General features: G+C 41.0%; 14 protein-coding genes. 3 read left to right on the forward strand and 11 right to left on the reverse strand.

Features of this window, described 5'->3' with window-relative positions; translation table 11 throughout:
- Positions 1 to 193: 193 nt before the first annotated feature.
- From ACFSTG_RS10175 to ACFSTG_RS10210, 8 genes are all read right to left on the reverse strand, one after another.
- The gene (locus ACFSTG_RS10175; RefSeq protein WP_380752041.1) at positions 194 to 766 is read right to left on the reverse strand and encodes a hypothetical protein; all 573 of its coding nucleotides are present in this window, start codon (positions 764 to 766) and stop codon (positions 194 to 196) included.
- A 117-nt stretch (positions 767 to 883) separates the two neighbouring features.
- Positions 884 to 1,438 (reverse strand): hypothetical protein, encoded by a 555-nt coding sequence (locus ACFSTG_RS10180; protein WP_380752044.1) that lies wholly within the window; start codon positions 1,436 to 1,438, stop codon positions 884 to 886.
- Positions 1,439 to 1,721: 283 nt separating this feature from the next.
- Complete coding sequence (locus ACFSTG_RS10185) at positions 1,722 to 2,495, reverse strand: NERD domain-containing protein (protein ID WP_380752047.1); 774 nt, start codon at positions 2,493 to 2,495, stop codon at positions 1,722 to 1,724.
- 219 nt (positions 2,496 to 2,714) lie between these two features.
- Positions 2,715 to 4,595 carry a M1 family metallopeptidase gene (locus tag ACFSTG_RS10190; RefSeq protein WP_380752050.1) on the reverse strand — a complete coding sequence of 627 codons (1,881 nt, stop codon included), beginning with the start codon at positions 4,593 to 4,595 and terminating at the stop codon, positions 2,715 to 2,717.
- A gap of 282 nt (positions 4,596 to 4,877) precedes the next feature.
- Positions 4,878 to 5,402: a DUF421 domain-containing protein gene (locus ACFSTG_RS10195; RefSeq protein ID WP_380752053.1), complete on the reverse strand. Its 525-nt coding sequence runs from the start codon at positions 5,400 to 5,402 to the stop codon at positions 4,878 to 4,880.
- Positions 5,403 to 5,598: 196 nt separating this feature from the next.
- Positions 5,599 to 6,546 carry an NADP-dependent oxidoreductase gene (locus ACFSTG_RS10200; RefSeq protein WP_380752056.1) on the reverse strand — a complete coding sequence of 316 codons (948 nt, stop codon included), beginning with the start codon at positions 6,544 to 6,546 and terminating at the stop codon, positions 5,599 to 5,601.
- Positions 6,547 to 6,855: 309 nt separating this feature from the next.
- Positions 6,856 to 7,923, reverse strand: coding sequence for a serine hydrolase domain-containing protein (locus ACFSTG_RS10205; protein WP_380752059.1), 1,068 nt, complete (start codon positions 7,921 to 7,923; stop codon positions 6,856 to 6,858).
- A gap of 255 nt (positions 7,924 to 8,178) precedes the next feature.
- Positions 8,179 to 8,586: a MotA/TolQ/ExbB proton channel family protein gene (locus tag ACFSTG_RS10210; RefSeq protein WP_380752062.1), complete on the reverse strand. Its 408-nt coding sequence runs from the start codon at positions 8,584 to 8,586 to the stop codon at positions 8,179 to 8,181.
- A 216-nt stretch (positions 8,587 to 8,802) separates the two neighbouring features.
- Between ACFSTG_RS10210 and ACFSTG_RS10215 the strand changes: the two genes are divergently transcribed.
- Together ACFSTG_RS10215 and ACFSTG_RS10220 are read left to right on the forward strand one after the other, a co-directional pair.
- Positions 8,803 to 9,879, forward strand: coding sequence for a sensor histidine kinase (locus ACFSTG_RS10215; RefSeq protein ID WP_380752065.1), 1,077 nt, complete (start codon positions 8,803 to 8,805; stop codon positions 9,877 to 9,879).
- On the forward strand, positions 9,872 to 10,597 hold the full coding sequence (locus tag ACFSTG_RS10220) for a LytR/AlgR family response regulator transcription factor (RefSeq protein ID WP_380752068.1): 726 nt from the start codon (positions 9,872 to 9,874) through the stop codon (positions 10,595 to 10,597). The genes ACFSTG_RS10215 and ACFSTG_RS10220 overlap by 8 nt, the downstream gene beginning before the upstream one ends.
- 245 nt (positions 10,598 to 10,842) lie before the next feature.
- On the opposite strand, the gene ACFSTG_RS10225 is transcribed toward ACFSTG_RS10220, so the two are convergent.
- A complete protein-coding gene (locus ACFSTG_RS10225) occupies positions 10,843 to 11,340 on the reverse strand; it encodes a hypothetical protein (RefSeq protein WP_380752071.1) in 498 nt (165 codons plus the stop codon).
- Positions 11,341 to 11,444: 104 nt separating this feature from the next.
- Between ACFSTG_RS10225 and ACFSTG_RS10230 the strand changes: the two genes are divergently transcribed.
- Positions 11,445 to 11,774: a hypothetical protein gene (locus ACFSTG_RS10230; RefSeq protein WP_380752074.1), complete on the forward strand. Its 330-nt coding sequence runs from the start codon at positions 11,445 to 11,447 to the stop codon at positions 11,772 to 11,774.
- A gap of 110 nt (positions 11,775 to 11,884) precedes the next feature.
- Here ACFSTG_RS10230 and ACFSTG_RS10235 read toward each other — a convergent pair whose 3' ends face one another.
- Together ACFSTG_RS10235 and ACFSTG_RS10240 are read right to left on the reverse strand one after the other, a co-directional pair.
- Positions 11,885 to 13,519 (reverse strand): hypothetical protein, encoded by a 1,635-nt coding sequence (locus ACFSTG_RS10235; RefSeq protein WP_380752077.1) that lies wholly within the window; start codon positions 13,517 to 13,519, stop codon positions 11,885 to 11,887.
- A 53-nt stretch (positions 13,520 to 13,572) separates the two neighbouring features.
- On the reverse strand, positions 13,573 to 14,541 hold the full coding sequence (locus ACFSTG_RS10240) for a hypothetical protein (RefSeq protein ID WP_380752080.1): 969 nt from the start codon (positions 14,539 to 14,541) through the stop codon (positions 13,573 to 13,575).
- Positions 14,542 to 15,022: the final 481 nt, after the last annotated feature.

Raw genomic sequence — 15,022 nt, forward strand, 5'->3', positions numbered from 1 at the left:
TGGGAGGCTCGTCCGCTATTTGCTTCGTTAACCGTTGTTACCTAAATTTGCGAATATCTTTCTTTATTAAATTAAATCCTTTCATGATTTTTCATAGACTATTTCACTAGCTATGTTATGGACAATATCATATCCAGGTCCTTTATTGAAATTTGAGAAAATTGGCTTGTAGCCTTTTTTGTTCCCCGTAATTCTATTTAAGGTCCTTGATAATTTCTTTGATGTAGGGATATTCGACTAAAATGGTTTCCATAAAATCGTGGAAATCTTTTGGAATATCTTCATCACTTGTCAATAATCCAATATAGACATCAATTAACTCATCTTCATTAAAAGTAACTCCTGAGCTGTAATTCCAGTGGGATTTACTCCCTTGTCCTGAGCCATATTTCCAATGCGACTCACTTCCTGCCCCCGACCCATATTTCCAGTGAGATTTACTCCCAATTCCTGATCCGTATTCCCAATGCGATTTACTACCAATACCTGAACCATAATCCCAATGAGACTTACTTCCTAATCCGGACCCATAATTCCAATGTGATTTACTTCCTTTTCCGGATCCATAATTCCAATGCGATTTACTTCCGTAACCCGAACCGTAATTCCAGTGTGACTTGCTTCCTAAGCCAGATCCATAGTTCCAATGGGATTTACTGCCCATTCCAGAACCATAATTCCAATGAGATTCACTAAGTGGTTTGTAATCTGATTCACTTGTGTTAACACTTAGGATAAAAACCAGAACAAATATCAAACTTTTCATAGTCAATAATAATTACGTATAACGGTCCCGGTAAACGCAAGTAGCCGTCTAGAGAAACACGTTTTTCGGTTAAGTTATATTTTTAAAAACTTGGTGATTTTCATTGTTGTGCAAAGTTTAATCTTCCGTCATTGCCATATCAACTTTTATTGCAATTTCTTTAAACTCCTCATTCAACACTCTTAATTCTGAAATATGATTTTCTACATCTTTGACAAATTGAACGACTTCCTTTCGTCTCGCACCTCTTTTATCCGGAGAAAGCTTGTAGACTCTAAATCGATTATTTTCAGGTTGTGGATTGTCCGATAATTCAATTACATCTGCTCCTATTAGATATCGAGAATGAAGGAGATCATTTCGAACACTTACTTGTTTAGAAAATTTATTTCTAAAATTAGAGATCTCTTTTACCAATCCTTTTGAGTTTTCCTGGTTCTTTAGAATTTCGTTACATAAGCTTTCGTAACAATTTATAAGAGGATCCGCTGTGAATTGCTTTTGACTAAATGTTATTTCTGCTAATTTCCAGTTTTTCAATCCACGAGTTTGAAAAATTGCGCAGCTCCAAAACCTAATGTTGTGTACTATTTCTTCGAATTCTGCAACGTATTGACCAATAGAAGCATAATGTTTTGTCCAATCCACTGCATTTCCATTATGTTCGTACATACTTTTTATTTTTTAGAATTTTGCACAACTCGTTACATCAAAACGAATGTAAGAATTTAAAAGCTATAGCTACAGGATAACAGCAGGAAAGGGAACTAACTGGTGAAGTTATTACTGAAAATTTTAGGAAATATTCATAGCTAAATACCCTGTCAATTTGATTTACCTTCTTGTACCTTCGTTTGTCAAACCTCATGTACTGGAGAAAGTAAAAGATGTATCTTCACTGAAAGAGAAACTTATTGAAAAATATACTCCGATGTCGGGAGCTGGTTTTGTGGTCTTATAAATTCAAGGAGAATGTACAATTCGGATAATTTTCACAACCGTAAAATTCACCATATTTCCCTTTTCTTAAAATCAAGTCATTCCCGCATTTTGGACAAATTTTCTGACGTTCCATCTTCTTTCGAGTCCGTACACTTTCCTTTATATATTTTATGTGCTTCTTATTCGCTTTTTTTTCAATTATTTTGTGCTGTTCTAATATATCAGAAATCAATTTTACTTGATCAAATGATAAATTTTCTCGTTCATTCATTTTTTTGATAGTCCTCAAAAGTTGGTTTCTGTAAATAACTGGAATTCTTGAAGTCACATTTTTTAATTCTGCATTTCCTGAAAACACTATTATCGGAAAATACCTGATATGGCCAAACTCGGAAAGTAATTTTTTTATTGCGAAAACATGGACCCAATTTTGTTTTATTGGATTACGAAATTTCTTTCGATAATTATAAATGGTTTGCATCCAATATTCAGAGTTTTGATGCCCATGGATCCAGCCTTTATAGTTTTTTGTTTCAATTACAAAAATACCGCCTTGACAAACGACTATATGGTCAATTTGAGTAGTTGAATTGCCTTTCTTTAATAAAATATTGTTGAATACTATATATTCCTTCTTATTGAGACGTCTAAGTTTGGTGGTGACTTTGTTTTCACCTAAAGCGCCTTTAATTTTAGGAAGGATATTTTTTTTAAAATAGAATAAAATTCCAGATAAAACGAAAAAAATAATAAATAGAAATAGTATTTCCATTTCTGATGCCCACATCTTATATCGTAATAAAAATATGAATTTAGAAGCTATGGCTACAGGATAAAAACAAAATAGTGAATTAGAGGCGAAATTATCTTCAAAAAAATCTCAAGAACACACAGCTAATTCCCCTGCCAATTTAATGTACCTTCTTGTACCTTCGTTTGTCACACCGCATGTATAGGGATAAGTAAAACGATGTATTGGGGGAAGTAAGGATTGGTTAGTGGTATTTTACTTTTCCCTCTTCCAGAGATTATTATCCTTCACCGCATCTGGGATATGATGAAACTCAAGATGAATTTGTTTCACAGGTTGAGAGCCGGGAATGGAATGGGTGTATATGGAACTGTTTTTCCAAACCTCAGGATTTATTTCTTCTTTAAGAAGTTCATCGTTCTCATAGGTAGTGACGATGGTAAAAACCATAGGCCTTCCCCCTAGATTTTCAATTTCTGCAGTACGATCTTCTACATCGTTAATTCCCAGGTCGATATAACCCCAGTCAAAATACCAGGCATTCCAAAACCAGGTGAGGTCCTTTCCCGTTTCCCTGTTAAAGGTGAACATAAGATCGTAAGGTGTGGGGTGCTTGTGCTTCCATTCGTTCATAAAGGCATGCATCCCCCGGTTAAAAAGTTCATCTCCCAGTAATTCATAAAGAGAGAGATACGCGGCTCCACCTACCAGGTATGCATTTATGCCGCTATTGTCATGTTCATCTGAAGGCACCATGGGAGGCACGACGCTTAATGAGCCGAGGTAACTAAAATCCATATCATCTATTGGCATCCATTGCTCAATAAAAGCACTGGATATTTCGGCAAAGCCTTCGTCCATCCAGGCGTATTTTTTTTCATTAATACCCATCATGAAAGGAAAATACATATGAGCCATTTCATGCAGGGTGAGGTTGAGATTCGCCAGGAATGCCTCTTTATCATTTAAATCTAACCCAAGGTACTGCCTGAAATCTTCTTTTTTGGCGTAACCATTATTTGCCATTCCCGGGAACTCCATTCCACCCAGACTTTTCTGACCGTTAAATACGGTGAAGTAATGGTAAGGAAAGGGATATTTCGGAAATTCCCCATGCAAGCTTTCCAGTGAAGTAGTAAGGCTTGGCAGGATCTCTCCAAAGCCGGGGTTTGCATGTGAATAGGCTGTCTGAAGAAAATATTCTCCCTCTTCATTAGTATAGGTAGCGGCCTCCCACAAGAAATGATCACTAAAAGCAAAAGCAAAATCAGGAAAATCCTTAGCCGTGAACTTCCAGGTTTTCATCCCTCCGGTTCCGGGCCGTAAATCTTCTTTGGTTAAGATCTGGATTGCGCTGCTGCTTTTCCGGGCCTGCTCCAATCGGTTCTGAACTTCTTCAGAATAAACCTCTTCCGGATTATCGGGAGGCACAGAGGCCCAAACTGTGAACTCTTCAGGAAGACTTAGTGCTATTTTATAATCTGAAAAATCGTGGTAGAATTCCGTAGCAGCATCAAAAGTCTTGGTATCCCATCCAAAAATATCATCCCTTACGGCCATTTCAGGATACCAGTATCCCACGATCATCGAAGTACTGTCAAATGCCCCACTGCGACTCTGCCTTTCATCAGGAATTTGATAGTTCCATTTTATGCTGAGCTCAAGCTGCTCTTTTGGAGGAAGTGGCTCTGCAAGTATTACACGGTAATTCGTGCCGCGGTATATTACCCGTTCAGGGTTTGTGATCTCCACAGTATCACCTGCCACTACAAGATGCTCTATCAAGGTGCCCTTATGATCTTCGGCCCGGGAATTTAAAGGATCGAAGACTTGCCTGCTGGTATAAGGTTTCAGGTAATCGTGGTAAGTGTGAAAGACCACAGACCGTAGTGTATCGGGGCTGTTGTTGTAATAAATTATCGCCGCGGTACCGCTTAAGATCCTGGTAGGTACATCCACACTGACCTCAATATCATATTCCGCACGGTTTTGCCAATAGCCATGGGGAACTGTGCCGTCCTGGCTACGGGTACCATTTTCATAAGCTTTTTTAAACTCCAGCGGGAGATAAAGCTTTTCCTGGCCATATAAAGAAGAAAAGAAAATAAGGGTCATTAGTGATAGAAACTGTTTCATACTGCAGATTTATTTAAACGATAATTCCAGGCAGGGGGAAAACAACTTGTGTTTCTGCGAAAAAGAGGGAAAACGCAGTGGGTTCTAATTTCAGCAGGAAGCATTCACCCGAAGGATGGGGCGCTTCCTGTTAATCTGATTACAAGATAATAAATTCATCTTCAGCCAGTTGCTGAAAATTCATTTTTTTGTTTGGTAAGTAAGTGATGAAGCTTCCGAAATAATGGATTTGGTCACTAATTTTAATAATGGAAGATGAAAAATATTTTCAGGATGATTTAGTTATGGATTTGTCCTGACCCCATTCAACAATTCCCGATTAAGTTCCGCTGTGTCGTCAGATGTATGTAAGACCGAAATATCTCCAGTCGATTCTAAAACTACGGCTCTGACCTGACTGTAATCAATTACATTGGCTTCCCTTAATTTTGCTATCAATTGTTTTTTTTCAATCCTCGCATAATTTAGGTTTTCATCCAATATTTCACTGCCATCCATTAATAATAGTGGCTTATTCGAAATTAATGAGCTTACTTTTTTGAAAGCCTTCTGAAGAAATGAAAAAATAAATGTCAATAAAAGAAGACTTACTATTGCGACAGATCCATGGGCAATACTAGTGCTTGAAGTCAGAGTTGATGATATTATACTTCCGATGGCTATCGTAAAAGCAAAATCATAGGCTGTGAATTTTGCAAAAGACCTAAGCCCTACAATTCTTGTTATCAAAACTATTACAATAAAGATTAGGAAGCTACCTGCTGCGGTTTCCCAAAGAGGGTCGTTGATATCATATATCCATTCCATATAAGCCTTTTTATCTTGTCTACCTTATTAGATTAAACCAATATAGGCATTTATCACATTTGGATACAGGATATCAATAGGTTACCGGCTATTCTTCCGGTTCTGCTGATTGAACTTTGGGTGGAGACAAAAGATCTCCGGCGCAGCCCTTTCATGGATTTTTCTCTGGCTCAGGGATTTTATCCTTAAAGTTACCTTATGGCCTTATCACGATCTTTCCCGTAGTGTGCAGGGTCTGGATCTGTTCTAAGGCTTCTGCAACTTCTTCAAGGCTGAAAACCGAGCTTACCTGCACCTTCACTTTCCCATCCCCGACCAGCTGTCGCAGGTGATCCAGCTGAAGTGCATTTGGTTCCACGAATACAAACTGAAAATCGATCTTCGGGAAATCATCTCCCTGGTTAAGAATGGATACGACTTTTCCTGAATCCCTGAGAGACCCAAGACTTTGCCGGAGGGTATCTCCACTCGTGCAGTCAAAGATCAAATCGACTCCTTCAGGATAGATCTCCTTTACGGCTTTCCCGACATCACTGTCCTTATATTCAATGGTGTGATCTGCACCTAAGGACTTCATATAATCATGGTTTTTACTACTAGCCACCCCAATGACCTCTGCGCCTTTTGCCTTTGCTAATTGAATTCCGAAACTGCCTACTCCGCCTGAAGCTCCCAGGATGAGAAGCTTCTGTCCTTCGGAAAGTTTCCCGTACTGGTAAAGAGATTGATAGGCAGTGAGTCCGGCAAGCGGAATGGCCGAAGCGGCTTCCACCGATATGTTTTCCGGACGTTTTGCGACATAGCATTCGGGGATAACAATATACTCGGCAAAGGTGCCCCATTTAACCTCGGGTCGTCGCGCGTAGGCAAAGACTTCATCACCTACCTTGAAGCGTCGCGCCGCATGGCCTTGTTCTTCTATTACTCCGGCGAAATCCCACCCGGGAATGATGGGAAATGAATGCGGCATCATATCCTTGTAATATCCATTAGTTATGACAGCATCCACAGGATTCACTCCAGCAGCCTTTATTTTTACCAGGATTTCCCCTTCTTTTAACTCCGGCACCTCCAGTGTACCTACCTCTACCCCCTTGGGGCCTTTGAACTCATCATATTTTGCAGCTCTCATCTCTCTCTTCATAATTCTTTTTCCCTTAAGTTCAGAATTAAGTGGGGCTAAGGCAAAAAAAATCTACTAAAGCTTTGCCAATGTTTGGATGCCAACCATGCATTTTTTAAAGAAAAGAGGAGGATATATCGGGATGTTGCTATAAGCAGTAATTTATCACGCAGGTAGCATTATCATTTTCGAATTGTTTCTTCAGTTCTAAAAGCAGTGCATATTTACCCCCATTAGCAACCCGTTAAACCAAATAGAACTTTTCAATATTCCCGGGCTCCATGGTATAAGCTGCAGAACCCGGGTATTTTAATACGCCGGGTTGAAGTGCTATTGTTGGGAAAGTTCCGGTAATTCATACTTCTGTCCCAACATAATTTTCATGGCGCTAAGGAAAAGGTGCTTCATTGGGTAATTGGACCCATTGGCAACAAAAGCTGCTGTGATCTTCCCTTCAGGGAAATGAACGGCTATAGAGGAAAACCCATCTATCCCTCCGCCGTGGCCATACACTTCAATTCCCTCCAGGGGTAACTTCATCATACCTATTCCCATCCCGTCTTTTTCGGTTTTCATCTCGTCCAGGGAGGCCGTGGTAACGAGATTTCCCTCAAATAAATTCCAATAAAATTTGTTTAGGTCTTGAGGTGTGGAAACAAGGGCACCTGCTCCCATGGGTACGCTCATATCTGTTTCGGGCATGAGTTCCCAGCCGGCATCACTATAAACGTAGGACCTGGCCTGGTTGTTTTCAGGAACAATTTTTCCGCCGTAAAAGGTGTTTTCCAAACCGAGCTTATCAATGATCCTTTGCTTCACAATTTCAGCATAAGGTTTATCCTCAATCTCTTCAGCTATATAAGAAAGCAGCAAATAGTTGGTATTGGAATATTCGGATTTTTCCGCAGGTAAAAAAAGTGTTCCGTTCTTCACCATACGCTTCAGCATTGCCTCCCTGGATTGCGGCGATAACATCCACTTCCTGAAATCTTCATCATCTGTAATATTGAAAAGTCCGCTTTGGTGCCTCAGCAAATGTTCAATGCTAATTTTATCTGAATTTGGCACCTGCGGGAAGTATTCCTCAAGCCGGGTCTCTGCTTCAAGCTTTCCTTCTTCTATAAGCTGCATCATCACCACCGCCGTAAAGGTTTTTGTAACAGATCCAATTCTATAGGCAGTCGTGTTGTTTGCCGGGGTTTGGTTGGCTACGTCGAGATAGCCGATGCTGCGCGTGTATGCCTCCTTTCCATTCGAGAAGATGGAGATACTTCCCATTGCCAGGTCATTGGCGTGGATGCTGTCAAACAAACTGTCCAGCTTCCTGATTTGTTCCTGTGTTTGCGCCTGGAGAAGTGTTCCTGAAACCAGGAGTAGTAGTGTGATGAAGTTTTTCATAATAGATAGATTAGATTGGTTAGCGTGTATGGAATCATTGTCGTCCTGGAAAAAGACTAAAATCCCGGAGGTTGGAAAGGAGTCAATTAACCACTGCTGCAAAACCTGAAAATTCCCTTAATTAATCGACATTCTAACCCACCTCTGAACATGGTTGAATTGTCCTCTAACTATATATAGAAAGACTTAAGGAAGATTTCAAGCTTTAATTGGACAACAATGGTATGGTATTAAATCCTGAAAGTTTACCGGGCACTACCTCATTGGCCTCACCCAGTTGAGCACAATGGTAGAAAAGCGGGTACACAGGAAAACAAAAGCGCCAAAGAGCGTGGGCAGCATGGTCATCTTAAGACCATCGGCAAAATCCCGCGGGGTGGTATCTTCAAAGGAACTAAGATAGTCCAGGGTCTCAATGAGCTTTATCAATTGCCCGAACACTCCCAGCACCAGGGCGAAAAGTCCGACGGAATTGAGCAGAAGGATAATTCTGGCAATCTTAGGATCCTTCTTACCTGCAAAATAAATTCCCTTTACCAGGAGAAAGAGCCCCAGGATCAAAACAATAAGGATGAGCATCATTATAAAAAATCCGCCTTCCTCAAACCGGGCTGCGAGCACTTCAAAAATTCCTCTTTGTGCCTGCTGTTGTAGTGCTATCATAATTTTGTGGTTTTTCAATTGTCTATAGCCAAATCTACTGCTTATTCCCGGTGAGAATCCTTTAAAGATACCAATTACCGGTTTCGGTCCTTTTTCAGCAGCTTCTGTGCTCCTTTTGGTGGTAACTTCAGGCAGCAGGGTTAAATGGGGCAAAAAACCTGTTATTCATCGCAAGTGGCTCAACCTTTCTGAAATTAATTGGATATTGTAGGTTCTATGACCACCGGGACACTTGTATATTTTTTATGGAGGAAGATTGCGCTGCACAGCCTTTTCTGGTTCCTGGTGCTTGGCTTTTTCTCATATTTCCTGGGCGCGGCAACCAGGGACCTCATGTATTCGGGCTCCTTTGCGGTCTTCCTCCTGCCGGTAACCATGGCCACCACCTACACCACCATCTATTACCTCCTCCCCGGTTTTCTCCTGAAAAAGAAGTACCTGCTGTTTAGCCTCTATAGTTTTTATACGCTGGTACTCTCTGCTTTTGCCATTGTGATCTCTATTTTCTACGGACTCATTTTTATCCTGAATATGGATTACCACGGAATGCCTGCACCCGGCCGAAGCCTCCTGTCTATGATGGTGCTGGTATATCTCGTAGTGGTACTTGTGAGCGCTTTAACCCTCCTGAAGCAGAATTATTCTTCTATAGCTGAAAACCGGGCCCTGGAGAACAAGTTCCTGGAGGCGCAGTTAAAGCTGAAGGAGCAGGAGCTGCATTACCTGAAGTTGCAGGTACACCCCCACTTCCTGTTCAATACCCTCAACACCCTCTATGGCCACGCCCTCAAAAAAAGTGAAGAAACGCCCGATATGATCCTGAAGCTTTCCAACCTGCTCGATTACCTGTTGTACCAGGCAGATAAGCCCCTGGTAAGTCTTAACAGTGAAATTGAACATATCAAAGATTATATTGCCCTGGAGCAAATGAGATTTCGCGATAACCTGCTTGTAGAACTTGACCTCCCCCCTGCTACTGAAAATATTGAGCTCCCGCCTATGCTGCTGCTTCCGTTTGTGGAGAACAGCTTTAAACACGGGCAGCTGGTAGACGGGAAACTGAAGATATCCATAAGCCTGCAGGCAGATGATGCACAACTTCAGTTTACCATAAAGAATTCGGTTAAAAATGAAAAGGAGCGGGAAACCCAAAACGGACTCGGCCTGCAAAATCTAAAAAAGCGACTGCAGTTGTTGTATCCTGACCGGTATAACTTTTCCGCAGAAAAAACCGGAAATACCTTTGAAGCCCGGCTCTCTTTAATCCATTCTAAAGTATACCGGCATGGCTAAAAAAATATCCTGTATCATAGTAGATGATGAGCCCACGGCAAGGGAGATCATTGCCGCGCATTTGGCAAGGATCAACCACGTGGAAGTCATAGGTTCCTGTGAAAATGCCGGGGAAGCTTTTGGTTTGATTAATGCAAATAAGGTGGACCTGATCTTCCTGGACATCAATATGCCGGAGATCTCCGGATTATCTTTTGCCCGTTCTATCAATCCGGAGATCAAAATTATTTTCACCACTGCCTACCGGGAATATGCCGTAGACGGTTTTGATCTGCAGGCGGTAGATTACCTGCTGAAACCCATCTCTTTTGAACGTTTGTTAAGAGCTGTAAACACTTATTCCAGGATTCATTTAAATAAAGAAGAGCAGCAATCTTCCAGAGGAAATGAAGTCCCGCAGGATTTTATGTTTGTGCGGGCAGACAGGAAAATGATCAGGATCAATTTTGAAGACATTTATTATATAGAAAGTTTAAGCGATTACCTGAAGATCCACACCCGCAGCGGCTCGATAGTCATACGGGAAACCATGAGCAACATAGAAAAAGAACTTCCCGGGCCGGGTTTTATCAGGATCCACCGGTCATTTATTGTCTCTCTTGCCGCCCTGGATTCCTATACCAGTGAATACCTGGAAGTAGCCTCGAAGGCTTTACCCATAAGCAGAAGCTATAAATCTGCCGTATTAGCGAAGCTGGAGCGATGGGCGATGGAATAGCGCATTGGCAAAACTTTCCTCAATTCAATTCTCCAATTTGCTGAAAAATCTGTTTGTTCAAAAATAAGCAGTAGTTGAGATAGGAAGGGAGGTACTTTGTGAAGTTGTGGGTACTCCATTATTGATTTAGAAATGATAATTAAATTCCGGATTTTAAATTGAACCCGGAATCCCCCACAACCAGGTCGGCATGCCCGAATTTGAAAGCTATCTATAGAGATCTGCTGAAAAACAAGAGCGGAGATTTAGTTTCTGAAAAAATATCTCAACCCGATTTTTCCTTCCAGGATACCTGTTACTTCCAGATCGGGGCGGCTCTGGTATTGAAAGTGTCCCACCAGTCCGAGCCTGGGAAAGGGCCAGAAGATCCCGGTTATCCGTCCAAGCCAGCCGAAATAGGTCCTGGTTTCTGATTGATCGCCTTGCTTTTTCCAGATATTGGAAACACTGCTTCCAATCCCAAATTCAATTTTGTCGTCTTTTAAAAAGAAGTAGTCGGCTCCCAAAGCCAGTTTCTGGTAATTTGCTGCTTCAAATCTTCCGTAGAGCAGGTAAACGGCAAAATCATTTTCAATGAATCCCGTTTCTATATCAAAGTGAAGCCCCCGGTGATCCTGTTCAGTCCGCGGATTATCGATAATCCCAAAGGCTTTATTAGGATCTATTGCGATCCCGGTATAGAACTGCCCATAACAGCAAAAGCTACAAAAAAAGAAGAATAAAATTAACCGGTACATCTTCATAAACCATGAATTCCTACCTGAATTTAATGCTATTTAGAGGAAAAAATAAGTCAATTGTGCAAAGCTTAACTTGCTGATATGCAGCAAGGTTGAAATTCCATGCCTTGGATATTGCAAGAGATGCTCTGCCTTCGGGAGATTGCGCGATACTGAGGCAGGTGTTGCAACATTTATCGAATGCGGAAATTAAAAGTGTGATAGAAAAATTATACGATTTTAAATACATAACTCTAACCGGGCACTTACCGGAAGAAGATTTCGAACACAATTTAGATATTATCTCCGGTCAGGGAATCAGGTTAAAAAAACAAAGTGGTGTAGAGCTTTCCGCACCACCATTTAACTTTAAGGCCAAAGAAGAAAAACACTTATTAACTGTTCCGGCTCCCGGGTTTAAAGGGGTGTTGGTGACTACCTTGTACCAGGTGAAATAAAACTGACAGATTTTACCCCCGCTCCGCCACATCTTTCGCTGCGCAGGACTGTGACCTCGCGCCTGCTGCAAAAATGAATGAACCCTGAGGCTATATGTACCTGTGGATACTTACTCACAATCCAGGGAATAGGATGCCTTTTCATCTTTACTCCACATCATGCGTGGGTTACCTGCAGCCAACCTGTCCAGGTGCACCTGCGCCACCTGGATGCATTCAAGATCCGGGTTCTGTGCTGCTGTAAAATAGTATAAGCCTTCATTATTTGACACATCTAAACCGGTAAGGAAATTATCAAAAACCTCCAGCATCTCTAAAGAACTTAGGGTAGATACATCAACGGCGGTGAGTTTATTATTAGACAGGATAAGCTCTTTTAAATTTGGAAAATGGCTTGCATCAATTGCTGCAAAATCTTTATTGTCACTAATATTTAAATGCCACAGTACAGGGTGCTCCCCGGCAATCAACTCTTTAAAGCCCCCTCCCTCAACAGTGAGCATTTCCAGTTTATTGTTCTTACTGATATTCAGTGATGGCAGCGGCATGAGCTGTAGTTCTACCGCTCTCAGTTCTGTATTCCGGGAAAGGTCCAGCTCCTGGATCTGTGCAAATTCGAAATAAAGCGACCTCAGTTTTGTATTATGGGTGAGATCAAGGCTGGTCATTACCGGGGATCCCAAAAATAACCTTTCCAGATTAACATTCCCCGAAAGATCGATTTCGGGCAAACTCCGCGCCTGTACGTCCAGATCTGCCAGGGCTGTGAAATCCTGTAGTCCTGTTAGGGTTTCCAATTCCTCATCCAAGGGATAATTGGAATCACTTATATAGAATCTCTCAATGGTATTAATGTTTTTAGTAAGAACATAATCGTCCAGGATATCATCATAACCCATTCGGATCAATTCTTTTTCAAAAATGTCATCGGGTACATAGGTTTTTTCTCCACATTGTACGTATTGGGAGTAAGCATCCATATCAGATTCAGAAGCAGGTTCGAAAATTCTAACCTGAGTTCCTGCAGTAGTTTGTATTTCCTCCTGAAGCTTTCCATTTTCCAAAGGTGTATAGGAATAAATGACAGGAGATCCTTCCTCTAATATAAACTTCAGCAGATGGTTATAATTGGCGATCATCACCGAAGTGAGGTTTTCCTGCTCATTGCTTGTCTTCTCTTTACATTTCTGATCTGTAAAAAAGCTATTCCTGACGAAGAATTCTTCCAGGCTTCGGTTTTTAAACTCTAAAAAGGCTACCGAGCCTTCATCTGTGGAAGACCAGAAAGAGTTGTCCATACAAAAGAGGAAGGAATAACAGTCGCCCGGAACGTATTCCTCATCCCTTCCGGCTGAACCCGTACCGGAACAAATGTCTGTAAGGGTTGCTCTGAAGAAAAGACCATAAGCATGAAAACTAATTTCTCCAATAGACCCTGCCTTCCCAAGGCTGATCAAATTTTCCCCTTCCACTTTATATTCCCCGGTAATGGTACCTTCCTGGTGAGTGATGATAAAACTGCCGTCTGCATTGAAGATCAGAGAGAAAATATTGCACTGCGGCGCAGATTGTTTTTGCCGGGACTTATTCTCTGTCTCCTTGCTTTCCACATCCCACTTTCCAAGGATCTTTTCCTCAAGTTCGTAGGCCTTCGGAGGCGGGATCTCCTCCCCGTCATCATTGGAGGCTGAACAGGCAAGAAGCAAAGCGGCGGCAAACAGAGCCGTGAAAAAGGAATATTTCATTACTTAATTTTTTAGGTACAGAATCAGACATGCCTATTGTTGGCTAAGGTTTGTTACCTCGCCGCTCTCTTTTGCATCTTCTTTACAGATTTTGCAATATCCTTTAGATCTGAATCCTTTAGATTATACGACATGGGTTTGTACCGGTTAAAGACGATCTCTCCGGTTGTGCTATGATAAACGGTAAAATACTTTTCTGATGAACTTCTGGTGAACACGAGGTAATAAAAATCCTCACCTGCAGTAATCGAATCACTTATCTGGGAGGCGCTTTTGAATTCGTAGGGATAGGGATAATTCTTCATCAGCCTTTCAGGATCATGTGAACCGGATACAAGACCATACATTTTGCTCTTTTTTTCAAGAACGTATTCCGGAACATAAAGAGTTTTACCGGCCATGCCCGAAATGGCGGGAACTTCATCTTTACCTTCGTAAAGACCTTTACCCTCCCCTCTTTCCAGAAGGTCATTTATATTCCTGAAATAATTTCGTAAAAAGCCGGGAGTCCAGTTATTTATTTCGGCATTGCCATACAGATAATCAAATATTTCACCTTCATCCTTCAAGGACATCTCCTTCATTGCTTCTTCAGTAGGGAAAAGATCAAGCCTCGCATAAGTTTGCTTAAAATCCTTTCCTTTTTTATCTGTAAGATCCATATATAAATGTAAAAATACATAGGAGTTATCAACGGTAGTGTACTGAGTGGTAACCGTTCTTAATCCCTCGATAATAAAAAAGGATTTTCCTCTAAGATCTGTTTTGCCGGCTTCAGCATAAGGGATAAGTATAAGCTCGGAGATGGTCCAGACATCTTCAAGAGCCCGGCGTAATTCAGCAAGATCATCATCTGCACGATAGAAGAAGACAGTCTGGGAATTCCTCAATTTGTCTACGGCTTCTTCGCTTAGGTCTTCCGGGTGAAGTTCTTTTTTCTCCACAGGTTTTACCCTGAACTGACTAAAAGCCGGAAGAGAGAACCATACTACGGTAATACTTAAAAGAATGAATTTTTTCAATTTCCGGAAGGTTTAAATGGATAGTACTTTCAATATAGATGAAAAAATGACCGGTTTTCACTTTTTTAAGCAGATATTCGACTAAGTGTCAGAAAAATAGATAAAGATTTAAAAAATCAACAGCGGGGACTGGTTAATCGGTGATTGTTAATTGGGGAGTGGTTAATTAGGGATTGGTTAGGCAGCCTCTTTTTCCCTCTACAGTTCTTCCCGTCAATCTTTAAATTTCCACATCTAATGAAATCATCGGAGGATTTCTTGAATTTCACACAAAGGTCACAGAGACAAAATTAAGATCACCGGGAGATTTGGTTCCTCCTGAAATATTGATCATTTCTAATTGCTGATTAATTATTGAAAAATTCCCTCAGTTGAAATTTAATCTTCAAATTAACCAATTTTTCAAATCATTCATGATCATTGTTAATTGTTAATTGATCATTGAAATATCTTCCGCTAATCCCGCAGATTTTCGCAGATC

Source organism: Salinimicrobium flavum, from assembly GCF_042684505.1.
GTDB lineage: Bacteria > Bacteroidota > Bacteroidia > Flavobacteriales > Flavobacteriaceae > Salinimicrobium > Salinimicrobium flavum.